The 14206-nt window shown below is 61.4% G+C and carries 13 protein-coding genes and 1 tRNA gene; 8 read left to right on the plus strand and 6 right to left on the minus strand.

Annotated features, from left to right (window positions below; genetic code table 11):
• Window positions 1–135: 135 nt before the first annotated feature.
• Together HY556_04775 and HY556_04780 are read right to left on the minus strand one after the other, a co-directional pair.
• The gene (locus HY556_04775; protein ID MBI4393100.1) at window positions 136–1812 is read right to left on the minus strand and encodes a hypothetical protein; all 1677 of its coding nucleotides are present in this window, start codon (window positions 1810–1812) and stop codon (window positions 136–138) included.
• A 350-nt stretch (window positions 1813–2162) separates the two neighbouring features.
• Window positions 2163–2236: transfer RNA gene (locus HY556_04780), tRNA-Ile, on the minus strand.
• Between the two features lie 224 nt (window positions 2237–2460).
• Here HY556_04780 and HY556_04785 point away from each other — a divergent pair.
• The 3 genes from HY556_04785 (at window position 2461) to HY556_04795 (ending at window position 5730) form a co-directional block, all read left to right on the plus strand.
• Window positions 2461–3036, plus strand: a complete 576-nt coding sequence (locus HY556_04785; GenBank protein MBI4393101.1) for a hypothetical protein — start codon at window positions 2461–2463, stop codon at window positions 3034–3036.
• 61 nt (window positions 3037–3097) lie between these two features.
• A complete protein-coding gene (locus HY556_04790) occupies window positions 3098–3298 on the plus strand; it encodes a hypothetical protein (protein MBI4393102.1) in 201 nt (66 codons plus the stop codon).
• A 260-nt stretch (window positions 3299–3558) separates the two neighbouring features.
• Window positions 3559–5730, plus strand: coding sequence for a PKD domain-containing protein (locus tag HY556_04795; protein MBI4393103.1), 2172 nt, complete (start codon window positions 3559–3561; stop codon window positions 5728–5730).
• Window positions 5731–5807: 77 nt separating this feature from the next.
• On the opposite strand, the gene HY556_04800 is transcribed toward HY556_04795, so the two are convergent.
• Window positions 5808–6338, minus strand: coding sequence for a DUF1684 domain-containing protein (locus HY556_04800; protein MBI4393104.1), 531 nt, complete (start codon window positions 6336–6338; stop codon window positions 5808–5810).
• Window positions 6339–6457: 119 nt separating this feature from the next.
• Between HY556_04800 and HY556_04805 the strand changes: the two genes are divergently transcribed.
• Complete coding sequence (locus HY556_04805; protein MBI4393105.1) at window positions 6458–7699, plus strand: PLP-dependent transferase; 1242 nt, start codon at window positions 6458–6460, stop codon at window positions 7697–7699.
• 92 nt (window positions 7700–7791) lie between these two features.
• On the opposite strand, the gene HY556_04810 is transcribed toward HY556_04805, so the two are convergent.
• Window positions 7792–8211, minus strand: coding sequence for a hypothetical protein (locus HY556_04810; GenBank protein ID MBI4393106.1), 420 nt, complete (start codon window positions 8209–8211; stop codon window positions 7792–7794).
• Entirely contained in the window at window positions 8208–8807 is a 600-nt protein-coding gene (locus tag HY556_04815; protein MBI4393107.1) for a nucleotidyltransferase domain-containing protein, read from the minus strand. Before HY556_04815 ends, HY556_04810 begins: the two co-directional genes overlap by 4 nt.
• Before the next feature lie 28 nt (window positions 8808–8835).
• Here HY556_04815 and HY556_04820 point away from each other — a divergent pair, with 28 nt between their 5' ends.
• From HY556_04820 to HY556_04830, 3 genes are all read left to right on the plus strand, one after another.
• Complete coding sequence (locus tag HY556_04820; GenBank protein MBI4393108.1) at window positions 8836–9033, plus strand: PLP-dependent transferase; 198 nt, start codon at window positions 8836–8838, stop codon at window positions 9031–9033.
• A gap of 108 nt (window positions 9034–9141) precedes the next feature.
• Window positions 9142–9390 (plus strand): AbrB/MazE/SpoVT family DNA-binding domain-containing protein, encoded by a 249-nt coding sequence (locus tag HY556_04825; protein ID MBI4393109.1) that lies wholly within the window; start codon window positions 9142–9144, stop codon window positions 9388–9390.
• A complete protein-coding gene (locus tag HY556_04830) occupies window positions 9387–9800 on the plus strand; it encodes a PIN domain-containing protein (GenBank protein MBI4393110.1) in 414 nt (137 codons plus the stop codon). Before HY556_04825 ends, HY556_04830 begins: the two co-directional genes overlap by 4 nt.
• Before the next feature lie 150 nt (window positions 9801–9950).
• Here the strand turns inward: HY556_04830 and HY556_04835 are convergent, their stop codons facing one another.
• Window positions 9951–11066: a right-handed parallel beta-helix repeat-containing protein gene (locus HY556_04835; protein MBI4393111.1), complete on the minus strand. Its 1116-nt coding sequence runs from the start codon at window positions 11064–11066 to the stop codon at window positions 9951–9953.
• A 274-nt stretch (window positions 11067–11340) separates the two neighbouring features.
• Here HY556_04835 and HY556_04840 point away from each other — a divergent pair, with 274 nt between their 5' ends.
• Window positions 11341–14112, plus strand: coding sequence for a hypothetical protein (locus HY556_04840; GenBank protein ID MBI4393112.1), 2772 nt, complete (start codon window positions 11341–11343; stop codon window positions 14110–14112).
• Window positions 14113–14206 lie beyond the last annotated feature (94 nt).

Here is a 14206-nt window from a genome sequence, read left to right on the forward strand (position 1 = left end):
GTCTACGAGCCCGGCTTTGGGGAGCCGAAACCGCGCGACGAGCGATATTGGTGACCGGGCCACGTTTGAAGCGCCCTGGCTGGTTCGCCAAAGCCAGCGCTGGTTAATAAAAGTGAGCCATTGGCGTCTTGGCGCTCAGACGCGGCGGCGAGGGCGCGTCAAGGCCACGGCGACGGCGGCCAGAGAGAGGAGAGGTAGCTCCAAGCCGGGAACCCGCGCAGGTTGATCCCCTTGCGTGAGCGGCGCGATTTCGCCGATCGGCGACGGAAGAGGTGTTCCCTGCGCGACGTTCAAGGTGAGCAACCTCGGCGCGTTCACGTCGTTTCCGAAGTATGCGGGGGTCGCATCGTCGTGGATCGATATCGGGTCGGCCTGAAGGTAGTATTCGCCGCCCGCGGGGAACGTGACGTTGATCAGGAACTTGCCGTCCGCGTGAGTGTGGACCTTGTGGGTAAGTATGGGGGCCCCGCCTTTCGAGGCGAAGAACTGGAAATCGACTTCCGCATGCTGGAACGGGAGGTCGCCAAGTAGGTGCGCGAAGAACTCAAGGCTTTGGGGCGTTCCCGATTTCAGTTGGTCTGTGCCTGACGTCTCAAGGAAGACCGGGCCGCTGTTAGGCGAAACCGGGCTTCCGTTCGGCGCCCCGAGAGCCCCGCCGGCGAGGATGAACGCCGGGTTAGGGGGGAGAATCCGGTACATGAAAGTCGCGTGGCCGGCCCACGTGCCGCGTTTGGCGCTGACTTCCATCCGATAGTCGCCCGGCTGCTTGTTGAGTGCCAGTATTTCGAGGATCCCATCGTACTCGTGCAGGCTCGAACTCTTGAAAACGACGGCACCGGTCGGGTCTACGAGGCTCGCCTCGAAGTTCACATGCTGGAGCGTCTCCATCATCTCGGGGTCATAGACGACTGCGGAAAGTCGCATCGGGCCGAAGACGCCATCAGTCACGTCCGGGTCGTATGTCGCGAAGAGGTCGTACGCGGGCCCTTCCGCGGCGGCGTGGCCGGGGTCGTCTTGCTCGGTCGGCGCTTCGGATGTGCGGGTCGCTCCCGTCGCGCCAGAACGCACGTTCGGTGGGTCCACCGTCACCTTGTGTTCGTGCGAGAAAGCGCGGAACGCGGGCGAATCCGGCGTCGGATACGCGTTGTATGCGACGAACCGGACCGAGAATTCGCCCGTCTCCGGGAAGACAAAGCCGAAGCTCTGTGGGTCCGCATGGGTGTGCGTGTGCGTCCGGAAGATGAGCTGGTCGTCGCGAAGGCGCCTGATCTCGACGTTCACGTCCGTGTGGTCCAGCATCTCGCCCTCCGCGTTCTCGATGTAATACGAAAACTCGGCCGGCTCGCCGACCGCAACGCTTCCCGGCGCCTTCACGAGTTTCAGACTCGGCGAAAGATAGGAGGTCGCTTCGACCGCCGTCCCGTTGAAATAGGACACTAGAAGTCCTTCGCTCGTCGGGACCTCCGCTATCACCTGGTACGGGCCCGGCACGGGGAAAACGATCTCCACGTTGTTCACACCGTCGTAATCGTGGGCGGAAACGGTCTCGTAAAGTACCACGGCGTTTTGCACGATCGTGACCTTCGCGTTGTGGTGGCGCGAGGGGAGCCCGTCCTTTCCAAGGAGGAGGAAACCAAAGTGGCTCACGTCCCCGACGAGCGCGTAGCCGTCGGGCTGGACGTCATGCGTCACGAACAACATGCCTTTGCTCATGTCGTGCTCGTGATCGGCCTGGGCGTTTGCAAGCGGCCCGCCGATGACGACGAGCGATAACACCAACACTAGCGCACGGTTCGTCAAGCCCTTTTCCACGGTTTGCCAGCGTAGATGTGAGTATTTATAGCTTCTACGGCGAGCCTTGGCCAATGGACAGAAGTGGACGGCGCCTTGGCCGGGCAGAGCTTTTTTCCGTGACCCGGCCATCGAAGCCCAAGGCGTGACAATGGAAATCGAGACCATCTGCGAAAAGGGTCGACATCAGAACTGCCTTCACACGAAGATGCAGGAAAAGCGGGCGAAGAGGTAGGGATATCGGTAGCGCCGCCATCTTCTCGATTCCCTCGTGAAGGGCCCAGCCGGGTTTTCGCTGGACTCGCCCCGGCTCGTCCGCTTGGAATCCAGCTGGTCCCATGAAGCGCCATTCGCTACGCTCATGGCTTTCATGGGCCCAGCCGGATTTGAACCGGCGACCAATCGGTTATGAGCCGAACGCTCCACCGGACTAAGCTATGGGCCCGGCGACTGCCAATCAATGGGGCAATCGACTGCCCGGACGACGTCGCCAAGGCCGGTCGTCCCAGGCCGACGGGTCCGCGAAGCGAACCGCGACTATAAGTGATTGGCGAGCCGGATTGGCGCCCGCGCGGGCCGCACAGGGGGTGGTCGCCTTCCTGTGGCCCCCTTCCCCCTTTCCAGAACCTTTTTTAGCCGCTAGCAGCGTGTGGAGGCCCGGTAGGACCCGTGGAAGTCGAACGTCTGCTCGTCGATGGGGAAACATACGTGAAGAACGCCGAGGAGGCGCTCGAGCGCGTCATCATCAACGCGGACCAGCTCTACGTCTGGGACAACCAGGTCGAGGTCATCGACACGTTCCTCGCCGACACCGAGGACATCAGCGGCGGAGATCCGAAGATCGGCGACCTGCGAAGCAAGCTCCGGGAGCTAAAGACCAGGATCGAGAAGAAGAGCGCGGAGTTCCTCGCGAAGGCCGAGGGCCAGGAACTCCCGGAAGACCCGCCCGAGGACGAGGCGGTCGCAGAGTTCGAATCGTTCGGCGCGGATTTCCTGAAGATGGCCAACGACGCTTTGAAGGCGAAGGTGAAGGACGTGTCGGAGCTTCCCGATTGGGAGGAGCCCCTAGCGATCATCAACTCGTATCTTGCCGATTCGGAACCGTACGCGGGCAAGGGCAAGTTGCCGAAGATCCGGACGGACCTCAAGGCGAAGAAGGCCGAGTTGGCGACGAAGATCCGGGACATCGTCGAGAAGTGGCGCCAACAGGATATGGCGGGCGGCGAAGACGAAGGCGACGACTGACCGCCACCAAGCGATTGAGTCTCCGGAAGCCGCGTCCACGGCCGCCGTCGGACGGGGCGTCGTGGAAGGGGCGAGCACCGCCGGGCGGCGCCACGGGACGCTCCTTGCCGCCGGCACGGTCGCGCTCTGCGTCGGTTGCGGGGGGCTCGCCACTTTGGTCTACGGCGTGCTCGGGACCGGCGCCTTTGCGACAGGTGTTGCCTACGGTGCGCCGCCCCTGGTCGTCCTTGGAGCGTTTCTCTTTTGGGCATCTCGCCGGTGACAGGGTTTATGCACATGGAACCCTCTTGGCGCCCGTGAAGCCCAAGAAGAAGCTCCCCTCCATCGAGATCGAAGGCAAGTCGGAGGAGAGTTTCGAGTTCCGAGATGGCAAGATTGTCCGCGTGAAGAGGGAGAAGAAGCCCGGATCCGAATAGTTGGGAGAGGCCCCTTACCGGTATGGTTCCCCTCTTTGGGCATTCCGTTGGTTATAATTAGACGTGATACCGTGGGCCACGACCTAAGGAGAGGGCGAAACAAATATTGAGACGGAAAGGGGCCGATGGTCTCGTCATCGTCTTGATGGTGGCGCTCATGACGCTCACCCCCGGGTGGAGCCAGGCCCAAGCCTCGCACGAGACGGGCGGCATCTCGCTTGCGGGGGCGGTCCTTCCGACCGGGAGAGCGCGATCGGCCGCCGTGGGGATTACTGGGACCGCCTACGTGTTCGGAGGTAACGACGGAAGCGCGCTCGACGCCGTACTCGCCTACTCGCCCGCCACCGATTCTTTGACCCAGATCTCGGTGAAACTGCCGTCCGGCCGCTACGGTTCAAGTGCTGCGACCGACGGGCGCTCCGCCTACGTGTTCGGGGGCCGCAACCACACTTCTTTCTTCGATGAGATCGCGGTCTTCGATCCAGACGCTCCCTCGCTTCGCGTGGACGGTGGACGGCTTCCGACCGCTCGCGCCTTCACAAGCGCCGTCTGGACGGGCTCGACCGCCCTGGTCTTTGGAGGCCTCGGGCCTTCCGGGCCGCTCGATTCGATCGTGCAGTACGACCCGGGGACCGGCGTCGCCACCACACTTGAGGCGAGGTTGCCGTACCCCCTTTTCGACGCGAGCGCCATCTGGGACGGGGAGGCCGCGTTGATCTTCGGCGGGTTCGACAACGTGAGCCTGCGACGCGAGGTGCTCCGTTTCGACCCCGCCGTGGGGGCCGTGACGACCATGGGCGCAAGGTTGCCCTCCGCCCGTGACCAGACGAGCGCTGTTTGGAACGGCGCTAACGCCTACGTCTACGGCGGGGGGACGGGGACCTTGCTCTTGCGCGAGGTGCTTCGCTACTCGCCATCGTCCGACACTTTTTTCATCATGGCCGAGAAGCTTCCGAGCGGGCGCGACCAGTCGAGCGCCGCGTGGGTCGGGAACCGCGCCTTGGTCTTTGGAGGCTTTGGCGGGTTGATGCCGCTTTCAGAGATCGTGAGACACGAGCCGCCGAACCAGGCACCCGTCGCCGCCTTCGACCATCTCACTCGGCGGCTCGCGGCAACGGTCGACGCATCGGATTCGACCGACCCCGACGGGAGCATCGTGTCGTATTCGTGGGATTGGGGCGACGGCTCCGACCCGGGCCTTGGCGTAACGGCGACTCACGACTACGAAAGTGAAGGCACGTATGCCGTCGCGCTTACCGTGAGAGACGGTGCGGGAGCGAGTGCCAAGACATCGAAGGACATCGTCGTGTCGAGCGTGAACCAATCGCCGGTGGCCGACTTCAGGCACACGACGCGAGCGCTCGTCGCGAAGGTCGACGCCTCGTCCGCCACGGATTTCGATGGGGCCATAGTGTCCTACGAGTGGCGTTGGGGGGACTCGAGCGCCGCTGGCATGGGCGTCATCACGGAGCACTCGTTCCCTGAGCCCGGAACGTACGCGGTCACGCTCAAGGTGATCGACGACGAAGGTCTTTCCAGTACGGTCGTGCGGGATGTGGCGGTCTCGAAGTCCAACTTCCCGCCTACACCCGCCTTCGTGGCCGCGGTCGATGGATTGGCGATGACCGTGGATGCAAGCGCTTCATCGGACACGGACGGACGGATCGTGTCGTACTCGTGGAATTGGAGCGATGGCACGCCGGACGGGGCCGGTCGTTCGACGGCCCACAGGTTCGGCTCCCCCGGCGCCTACACGGTCACCCTCCAAGTGACTGACGACGCGGGCGCCATCGGCGTATCGAGCCAGTCGGCGGTGGTGGAGGGTGTCGGCGAAGAGCCCGACGAGTCGGGTGACGCGCCGGTGTTCGCGCTCGTGGGCTTCGCTTTGGAGCCTGAAAAACCCCTGCGCGGCGATTCGGTCGTCGCGAGGCTCACGATATCGAACCAGGGGAACGCCACGGGGACGGCGACGGTCCGGTTGCGCGTCAACGATTCCGTCTACGACGTCCGTTTGGTCACCCTTCCGGCCGGCGAGACGCTGATCGTCCGCTTCAAGGGATTGAAGCTCGAAGCCGAGGGTCTTTACCGGTTCGAATCGGGGATCGTCGGAGGCCCGCAATCCCAGCCGATCACCGTGGACGTCCCCATGGGATCGAAGGCGGATCCGATGGATGAAGGATTGAAGACGGCCGTCCCGAACCTCCCATTGGAAGGGTTCCTCGCACTCGCTTGCGCCTGCGCGGGCGGCGCCCTCGTTCGACGACGCAATAGCAGATAGGCACGAGAGGCCTTGAGGCGGCCCCGGGCGGCCTTCGATCGCGGTACTTTACGGTAGCTCCCCGCGCGCGCGGCTTTTCACTTGTACAGCTTTTCGCCTGCGGGGATCCCGACTTTCAACCAGTTCTCCATGGGAGCAAGCGGGCAACTGTAATCCTCGTTGTAGGCGCAGTATGGATTGTACGCCGCGTTGAAGTCGAGCTCGAAATGGTCGTCGCTTGACATCTCGAGGTCGAGGTACCGGGCGGCCCCGTAGGTCTCTTTGCCCGAGGTGAGGTCCCTGAACGCGATGAACAGCGTGTCGCGGGTGCGCTCGGGCGAAACGTAACCTTGGAGGACGCACTCGACCCCGTCGAGCTCGAAGCGCAACCTTCCGTACTTCTCGTACTCCCGGACGTCCCCGTCGCTCGTTCCCATCTCGATACGTTCGCCCGCAGCGTTGCGGTCGAGCTTCAACCTGAAACGGAGCCTCTCATCGACGGGGAAATATCTTAGGCCATGGAACGCGGCTCTTTCGGAAGCCGGGATCGGCGACCAAGGGGCCGATTTGAAAGCCTCGTCCTTCTCCTTTCGGAGGGACTCGACCCTGCTTACGTACCACCCGGCCAATGAGACGACCCGCCCTGGAGTCGCGACGGGAAAGATAATGTCGTCGTTACCGGGTGGGAAGCGTCGTCGCGTTTCGCGGATGGCGGCGTCCGGCTTTGTGGCCGTCGTTCGCCATGCGCATGTCGGGCGATCGACCCATCGGGCGGAGGGGGCCTCGGGGGCGGGCCTTGCCAAATTATATCTTTTGCGACCCTCTTCGTTGCCTCGTGGACGAAGAGAAGGAAGCCATCGAGACCCGCCTCATCCACGCAGGCCAGCCGCCGAACGGCGAGACCGGCGCGGTCGTCGTTCCCATAAGCCCCGCGACCACCTACGCCCAAGCTAACCTCGGCGAGCATAAAGGCTACGAGTACGGCCGCACGCATAACCCGACGCGGCAAGCCCTCGAAGCGTGCATCGCGGACGTCGAGGGCGGAAAGCGCGGGTTCGCGTTCGCAAGCGGCATGAGCGCGATACAGGCCCTGTCGCATCTTTTCAAATCTGGTGATCACCTTGTCGTGGAGCAGAACTGTTACGGCGGGACGTACCGCTTCCTCACCACGATAATGAAGGACTTCGGCCTTGAGACGACGTACGTGGACAGTTCCACGCCCAAGAACGTGGAGGCCGCGATCCGAGCGAACACGAAGGCCATCCACCTTGAGACGCCGACGAACCCCAACCTCAACCTCTGCGATCTGAAAGCGATATCGGAGATCGCGAAGGCGAGGAAGATCCTCACCATCGTCGACAACACTTTCTCCACACCGTATCTTCAACGGCCACACTCGTTCGGCATCGACGTCGTCGTCCACAGCGCGACGAAATACATCGGCGGCCACTCGGACGTGATCGGCGGCCTTGTCACGACGACCGACCAGCGCGTCGCCGAGCGCATCGCCTACATCCAGAACGCGACAGGAGCCGTCCCGTCTCCCTTCGATTGTTTCCTCCAGATGCGCGGCCTCAAAACGCTCCACTTGAGGATGGACCGCCATTCCTCGAACGCGATGGAGATCGCGAAGTTCCTTTCGACGCACCCAAAGGTGAAGCGGGTCCATTACCCGGGATTACCGTCACATCCCCAGCACGCCCTCGCCAAGAAACAGATGCGCGCCTTCGGTGGCATGGTGTCATTCGACGTCGGTACCATCGAGAACGTGAAGAAGATGGCGCCGAAGTTCCAGGTGGGCGTCCTGGCGGAGAGCCTTGGAGCCGTCGAGACCCTCATATGCCATCCGGCGACGATGACGCATGCGAGTATCCCCAAAGCGGAGAGGGAACGCTCCGGCATCACGGATGGGTTGGTCAGGATATCCGTGGGACTTGAGAACGTGGACGACATAAAGGCGGACGTCAAGCGGGCGCTGGATGCGATCTAAAGGCACGCGGTCACTCTGGGCCGATTATTCGAGATACCCAAGTCGCAACGGCGCCGCGGCATCTTGTGCGCATCGGGCCTTGGTGGATGTTTTCAACCGGCCGGACCGCGGCTGTCCCGTCGGACCGCCATCACAAGACGGCACCAGTGTAGGACGCGCGTCGCGTCACGGCGCAAAGTCCTGCCCTCGGCCTCCGATAGGCGTCGGGCCTCGTACTCGACGACGTTCTTCATTTCCAAGACGCGTCTTGCCTGCCGCATGGGAGTAGCGGCATCCTGGAGATTCGCTTCCTTCAGCAAATCGAGGACGTCCAGATGGTCGGGGCCTCTCGAGCGCGCGCCGACGTACGTGGTCGTGATCGCGTCTAGCCCCGAGATCACGCAATGGATGGCACCCAAGCCGGCAGCACTCCAATCCCCGCGCTCGGCGGCCGTGTCCATGGCACGACCGAATTCTTCGGCTCTGTCCAGGTAGACCCGCGCCATGTCGCGCGGTAGGGCCTCGCGCTTCATTCTTTTCGTTCGATAAGGACAATCCCTTCCCTTTCAATGTTCTCCAGGAGGGGTAGTCGATTCTTTCGGCGAACTTCCTCGCTTGTGTAGATGATCGTGGACAGGGCGTTTCCGAAGCCGGTGCCTATGCGGGCCCGCAACCGATCAAGTCTTGCGGAGACCGCCGCCTTCGCCCGTTGCGATCTCACGACGACCAGGAGATCGATGTCGCTGCCCGGCCTCTCGTCTCCCCTTGCCACGGAGCCGTAGAGAACCACGCGAGTCACGTCGTCCGAATTGGAAAGAGCCTCCACGACCACGGATCGGAGCGCCTCGAGCGTCGCGTGTTCGGCGGCGAACAGGGCGGACAGCGGTTCGGTGAAATAGTGGGCCTCCCTCCAACGCCAGAGTTGTGCGTTACCCGCGCGCCGGACCGTTACTACGCCGTTTTCCAGGAACCGGTTCAATTCGCGGATCGATGCAGGCACGGACGCGCCCGATTCGAGAGCGGCTTCGCGCCCGGTGAACTCGCGCCCGGGAAAACGGGAAAGCGTCCTAATGAGACGCACGGCCGTCGTGTTCAGTAGAAGCGAATCAAGCCCGCCATGGAATCGCATGTTATCAATAAGAAACGAATGTTACTGATTGGTAATAAAGGGTTCGGGGAGGGGCCACGAGTCTTACGAGCACGGCAAGGTCCCCGGCGGAACCGTCTACTGCATCCTCATCAAGACCAAGACACCGGATACGTTCATCACCGACCGGCTCGTCAGGATATCCGTGGGACTTGAGAACGTGGACGACATCAAGGCGGCCGTCAAACGGGCGCTGGATGCGATCTGACGCGGGCCTTCTTGGGAATGCCGCACCCCTTCGCCGCCACATGTACCAGTTCGCGTTCCCACTTTTTCTCCCACAATCCTAAAATAGTGGGAAAAACAATGGGAATGCATGGCGACGACGGTGGACGAAAGGGGGCGGGTCCTCATCCCGCGAGGGATCCGCGAGGAACAAGGGCTTGCCCCGGGTAGCCCGGTCATCATCGAGTCCACGAAGGACGGCGTATTACTCCGGCCGGCCCTTCAAAGGGAAGAAGCCCTTCGGAGGCTCAACGGTGCCATCAACGTCAAGAACCGCAAGCGCGGCGTAGAGCCCATGGACCCGCTTGCCGTGAAGCAGATCTGGGAGCCCCGGACTTGATCCTCGTCGATTCGAACATCTGGATCTGTTTTCTGGACGCCGAAGCAAGAGAGCACGCTGCGGTCGAAAAGGCACTACCGGCCCTCTTGAAAGACCACGATGCCCTCCTTCCCGCCCCGGTCCAGCTCGAGGTCCTCCACTATCTTTCGCGTCAGGTCGATGAGGGCCTCGAAGAGATCATCGACGATTTTCTCTCTCAACCGGGCGAAGTGGAACCATTGACCGGCGCCGTCGTCTCCGAGTGTTCGCGCCTCCTTGCCAAGCATCGCGGGCTTGGTCTCGGCGGAAGGGACGCAGCGCTTCTTGTCATGGCAAGGAATCGCGGCGCTACCCTTGCGACGGCCGACAAAGCCCTTGCGCGAGTCGCGAAGAAAGTCGGGATCAGTGTCGTGAACCCTGCGTCTGGTTGAGAAAAACGGGAACGCCGTCTCTAAAAACCCCCTGTAGTTTTCGGCTGCCGGCGGGCCGGCGCGCCGCGGTGACCCTGGAAAAAACCGCTTCGGGGTTCACATGGGCTGTGGGGACAACGGCGGTCCACCTGAAGCGTCGTGGGTCCGTGACTATGGGCCGGCCATGGGATTTGCCGACGTGAGCCACGGGTCGAATAGTGGCGGTTCTCCGCCTGGATTGTCGAGTAGGACGTCTCCAGTTCCGGAGCCGGCTCCGCTCGGGCCCGACGATGACCCCCACCAATTGTCGCGTAGGTCTAATTCAAGGGTCGAGCACGCGCAGGCGCCGTAATTCGAGTTTCCGAAGATGTTGTTGCCAGAGTAGGTGTTCAAGGCAGACGTGCCACCGGCCCGAAGTCCACCGCCCAGGTTGTAAGAGATCACGTTGTCGGTGACGGCGGCGTTCGTGGAACCAACGTAGATGCCGATTCCCGTGTTGTTCGTGACGAGGTTGTGACTGATGGTGACGTTCTGCCCCGTTCCACCGCTTAGGCTGACGCCGTGGACACCGGAGTTCGAAATCACGTTTCCCTCCAAGGATACGTTCGAGCACCACATGACTAGGCCATATTGATTCGACGTCAACGAGTTGTCTGTGGCCTGGATGCCTCCGCACGAGTTGATGTTGATGCCCGTATAACAGCCGGAGACATCATTCGCGCCCAGTACGAGGGCGCCGCTTGACCCTAGCGTCGCGACGCCGTTCGAGAATCCAGGTGGACCGAGAATGCATTGCACATCGTTATCGGAGATGGTTACGATTTGACTGTCGGAGATGAGGATTCCGGTTCCGGCCTGCTGGCCGGCCACGAAGCTCCCGGTCGAGCCAATGACGTTGTTTTCGATGCGCGCGTTGCTCACACGATCAAGCCATATCTCGGCCACTTTGTGATGACGAATAAGGTTGTTCCGGATGAGCACATGGGCCGTGGTTTGGCTGAGAGTGATCCCGCCACAGAGGCCATTCTGCATGGAGCACTCCGGCGTCACTGACCCGTCGATGCTCCACGATTCTATCACGTACGGATTGTCCGCGGTTCCGCATCCGCCAACGACGCCATTGGCGACGTTGGGAACACAGGCAATCCCGAGACCAGCGTTTCCGACGATTAGGATGGCGGGCCGAGGCACTTGGTCGCTCGCGCTCGCGGGCGCAGGAAAAATACTCAATAAGGCTAGTATCACGATGGTGATCGCGATGGTTGGTCTGCGCCCCCCGAATCTCACGCTCCGCGAGTAGTTTTCGCGGTATTTGAAGATTCTCCAAACCCTGTGTGCGTGTTCTCCAACATTGGTTCACCAACAAGCGTTGACTTTATAAGCGCACGCGCGCGCGTATTTGTGGTGGGCCGTAAATATGGGGCGGGCGCGAGCGCGGGCAGTATTAATTGTGCTAATATTGCTGATGTCGGGGATTTCCCTTCCACCGCCTTCCTCGGACTTGTTCTTGGTTCCGCTCGCTTCTGCCACTCACGGTGGCCCGCATCCTGAGATCAAGCAAGTGGTCATAGACCCAGGCACGCCGAACTCCACTACGGACGTGTATTTCTTTGCGGAGTGTTCGAATTGCACGGAACTCGCGCTGGATTGGCTCGTAAACGGACAGCAACCGCTGCCCGATCCCGCCGATCTTTTCGAGGCGATTCCTCCGCAAGGAGGCCTGAATTTCAAATACTCTGTAATTCCGGCGGAGGTACTTACGTTCGGTGCGAACGTCACGTGGACGGCCACGGCTACATTGGCGGAAACTTGGACCGACACTGAATCCGGCTATTTCGTCGTCGCCAACAGCCACCCGGTCGCGAGGCTGGATCCATGGTTCCAATATTACTCAGGGGGCACGACCGTCAACCGGAACGTGACCACCTACTACGGGAACGCCTTCACGTTTTCCGACAAAGAGAATAGAACGCCCTTCACGAATGAGTACGGCGAGGATGACTGGCAACATCTTTCCTACAATTGGTCCTGGGCGGACGGTACTCCGAATTCCACCACGAAGTTCCCGAGCCATGCCTTCTTCGGCGTCGGGGATTTCCCGGTCCGCGTCAGAGTCGACGACTCGTTGAACCAGACCACGGGCGACGTCGTCGCGCGTGTGCGTAACATAACGCCCGTCATCCGCGACTTGTACGCCATGGAGATGCCTGCCTTCGATTCCGCGACGAGCACGGACCCCGATGATCCACCCGTCGTATCGAACGTGGTCCGCGTCTCATTCTCATGGACGGACGACGACGTGAACCGCTCCGCGGACAACCTGAACGTCTCCATTTGGAACGTGGACGGCGCATCGGAGACGCAAGTAACGACGCGCCTCTATTCGAGTACGAACGCGACGCTTGGCTTGAACACGGTCGCGATAGAGATCGCTGCCGACCTATTGGACGGCGACGAGGTAAAGATCTGCATCCACGACAGCCTCGCAACCAATACCTACGTCAACGGTGTTCTCAAAGTCCTGGGTACGACTTTGAGCGTACCGGACAAGATCTGCCTCAAACGACTCATCATGAGAGATATCCTGCCCTTGGATCTGCGCGGAATCAAGGTCTATCACATCGGCGCCGAGGCGGCGTTGCCGCGCGTGGTCGGCGACGTCACGGAGGTTTTCCGTCAAGTCCCATTGGAGACCGGAACTTTGGAAGGGGATCGGAAGACGGAACTGAATTTCACGATGGCGATCGACGCCGCCATCGGGGAACGGGCCAGGATCGTGAGCATCGATTCCCTCGGGTATCCATTGACGCCCAACGTCGAAAAGAAGCTCGCGGAGGCCCGTGACTGGGGGCTCCTCATCGTAGCGCCCGTCGAACACTCGGGATTCACGGCGACGAATTATTTCACGGCGGCCGGGATTGGCGCCAGTTCCTGGGTCATTGGCGTCGCGCCCGCGAATCAATCCATGAACGGTACCGCTGCGGGAAGTCCGTCGGGGCCGGCGGCGCTCATGAAGCCGAAACCCGATTTCATCGTCGCCGTCAGGAACCCAGATGCGCCAAGTCCCGCCCTCGAAGCGGTCCGGGACACGGTGGACCTATTGAGCCTCATCATGCTGAAAGGTGTCACCGACCCGTACGTCGCGACGTCCTATCTGAAGACTCTCGCAGTTCCTGCGTGGGACGACACGAACGTCACGATCGCGAATGCGTGGCAACAAGGCCACGGTGTTCTCAAGATGAGTCAGATCCTCGGGTTCGCGCCGGACGCGACGTTCAGTCCCGCGAACGTGAGCGGAAAGAGCAACCTCACGTGGAACGGGACGGCGCGTCTCAATCACCTGCTAGACCTTGCACCCACGAGCCAAAATCTCGCCGCCGACTTCGGCGCCACGAACAGAGGAAGCGCCGTGACGACCCATCTCACATTCGTAAATCCGAGCAAACTACTGCCAAACCTCCTCGACCAAGTCGAGGGCTCGCCGCGCGACACCCTGACGGCGAATTCCCAGAGCGTTCCGACCGAAGGCCACAACCGCACAGGCCGCGTGAACACCACATTCTACTACTTTCCGGAGACGCTCGTGAACAACGCGAGCGAAGCGTTCCGGTCACTAGGCCACGCCACGGCCATCTCGACGCTCAAGAATTCATGGAGCGACGCGACAGTGGCGAACGTCACGCTCGCTACGGACTCCTCCATCGTGACAAGCCTCGAGTCGACTCTCGGCTCCGTGACCAACGGGCTTAAGCCCTACTACTTCGTCGACGAACGAACGGTCAACGTCTCGGGCGATTGGCAGGTAGAGCCGTTGTTCCCGAACATCGGGCCGCTTCTCGACTTGATCAATGCTTCCTACAATCGAACCCAGGTCCTGCGTTACGACGGCACGCTTACTTTTCCGCAGAGAATGGTGATCACGCTTGAAGGACTGAACCTCACCGCGAACCGGACGAGGCTTCTTGCCGCGAGGAACCTCTCCGAGGTGAATCAGACGGTCGCGTATGTGAACGCGAGCCTCAAGGTCGTGCGAGGTCTCGCCGGCGGCGACCCGATCGTCGTGCCGCTCTCGAAACTGACTTGGTCGTACCTCAATCAGACCAACCGGTTGATGCTTCGAACCGTCGGATCGGCGTTGCCTATCGGGTCTCGCGTCGAGTTGAACCTGACGACGTGGCTGAATCGGACGAGTGAGGCGCCGTATGGTTATTATTTCGGCGTCGTCCGCGTCATGGCGGATTCCATCTGCGAGAAAGACACGATCACCGGAGAGGACGTCTACTGTAGGCGCGTTGGTGCGCACCCCTGTGGTTTGGACAACTCTCGTGTTTGATTATTTAGCATTTCTGTTCACATTTACTGATTTATCGTTGCAACGAGATGTTGCCTGTAATCGGCTTGCGATAGCCAGCCGAGTCGTTCCATGG

This window comes from Euryarchaeota archaeon, assembly GCA_016207515.1.
Lineage (GTDB): Archaea > Thermoplasmatota > SW-10-69-26 > JACQPN01 > JACQPN01 > JACQPN01.

Coding starts and splice junctions, on each gene's coding strand:
- HY556_04810 (MBI4393106.1), bottom strand. CDS start 8,211: ATGAAGCGCGAGGCCCTACCGCGCGACATGGCGCGGGTCTACCTGGAC.
- HY556_04805 (MBI4393105.1), top strand. CDS start 6,458: ATGTCGGGCGATCGACCCATCGGGCGGAGGGGGCCTCGGGGGCGGGCC.
- HY556_04825 (MBI4393109.1), top strand. CDS start 9,142: ATGGCGACGACGGTGGACGAAAGGGGGCGGGTCCTCATCCCGCGAGGG.
- HY556_04815 (MBI4393107.1), bottom strand. CDS start 8,807: ATGCGATTCCATGGCGGGCTTGATTCGCTTCTACTGAACACGACGGCC.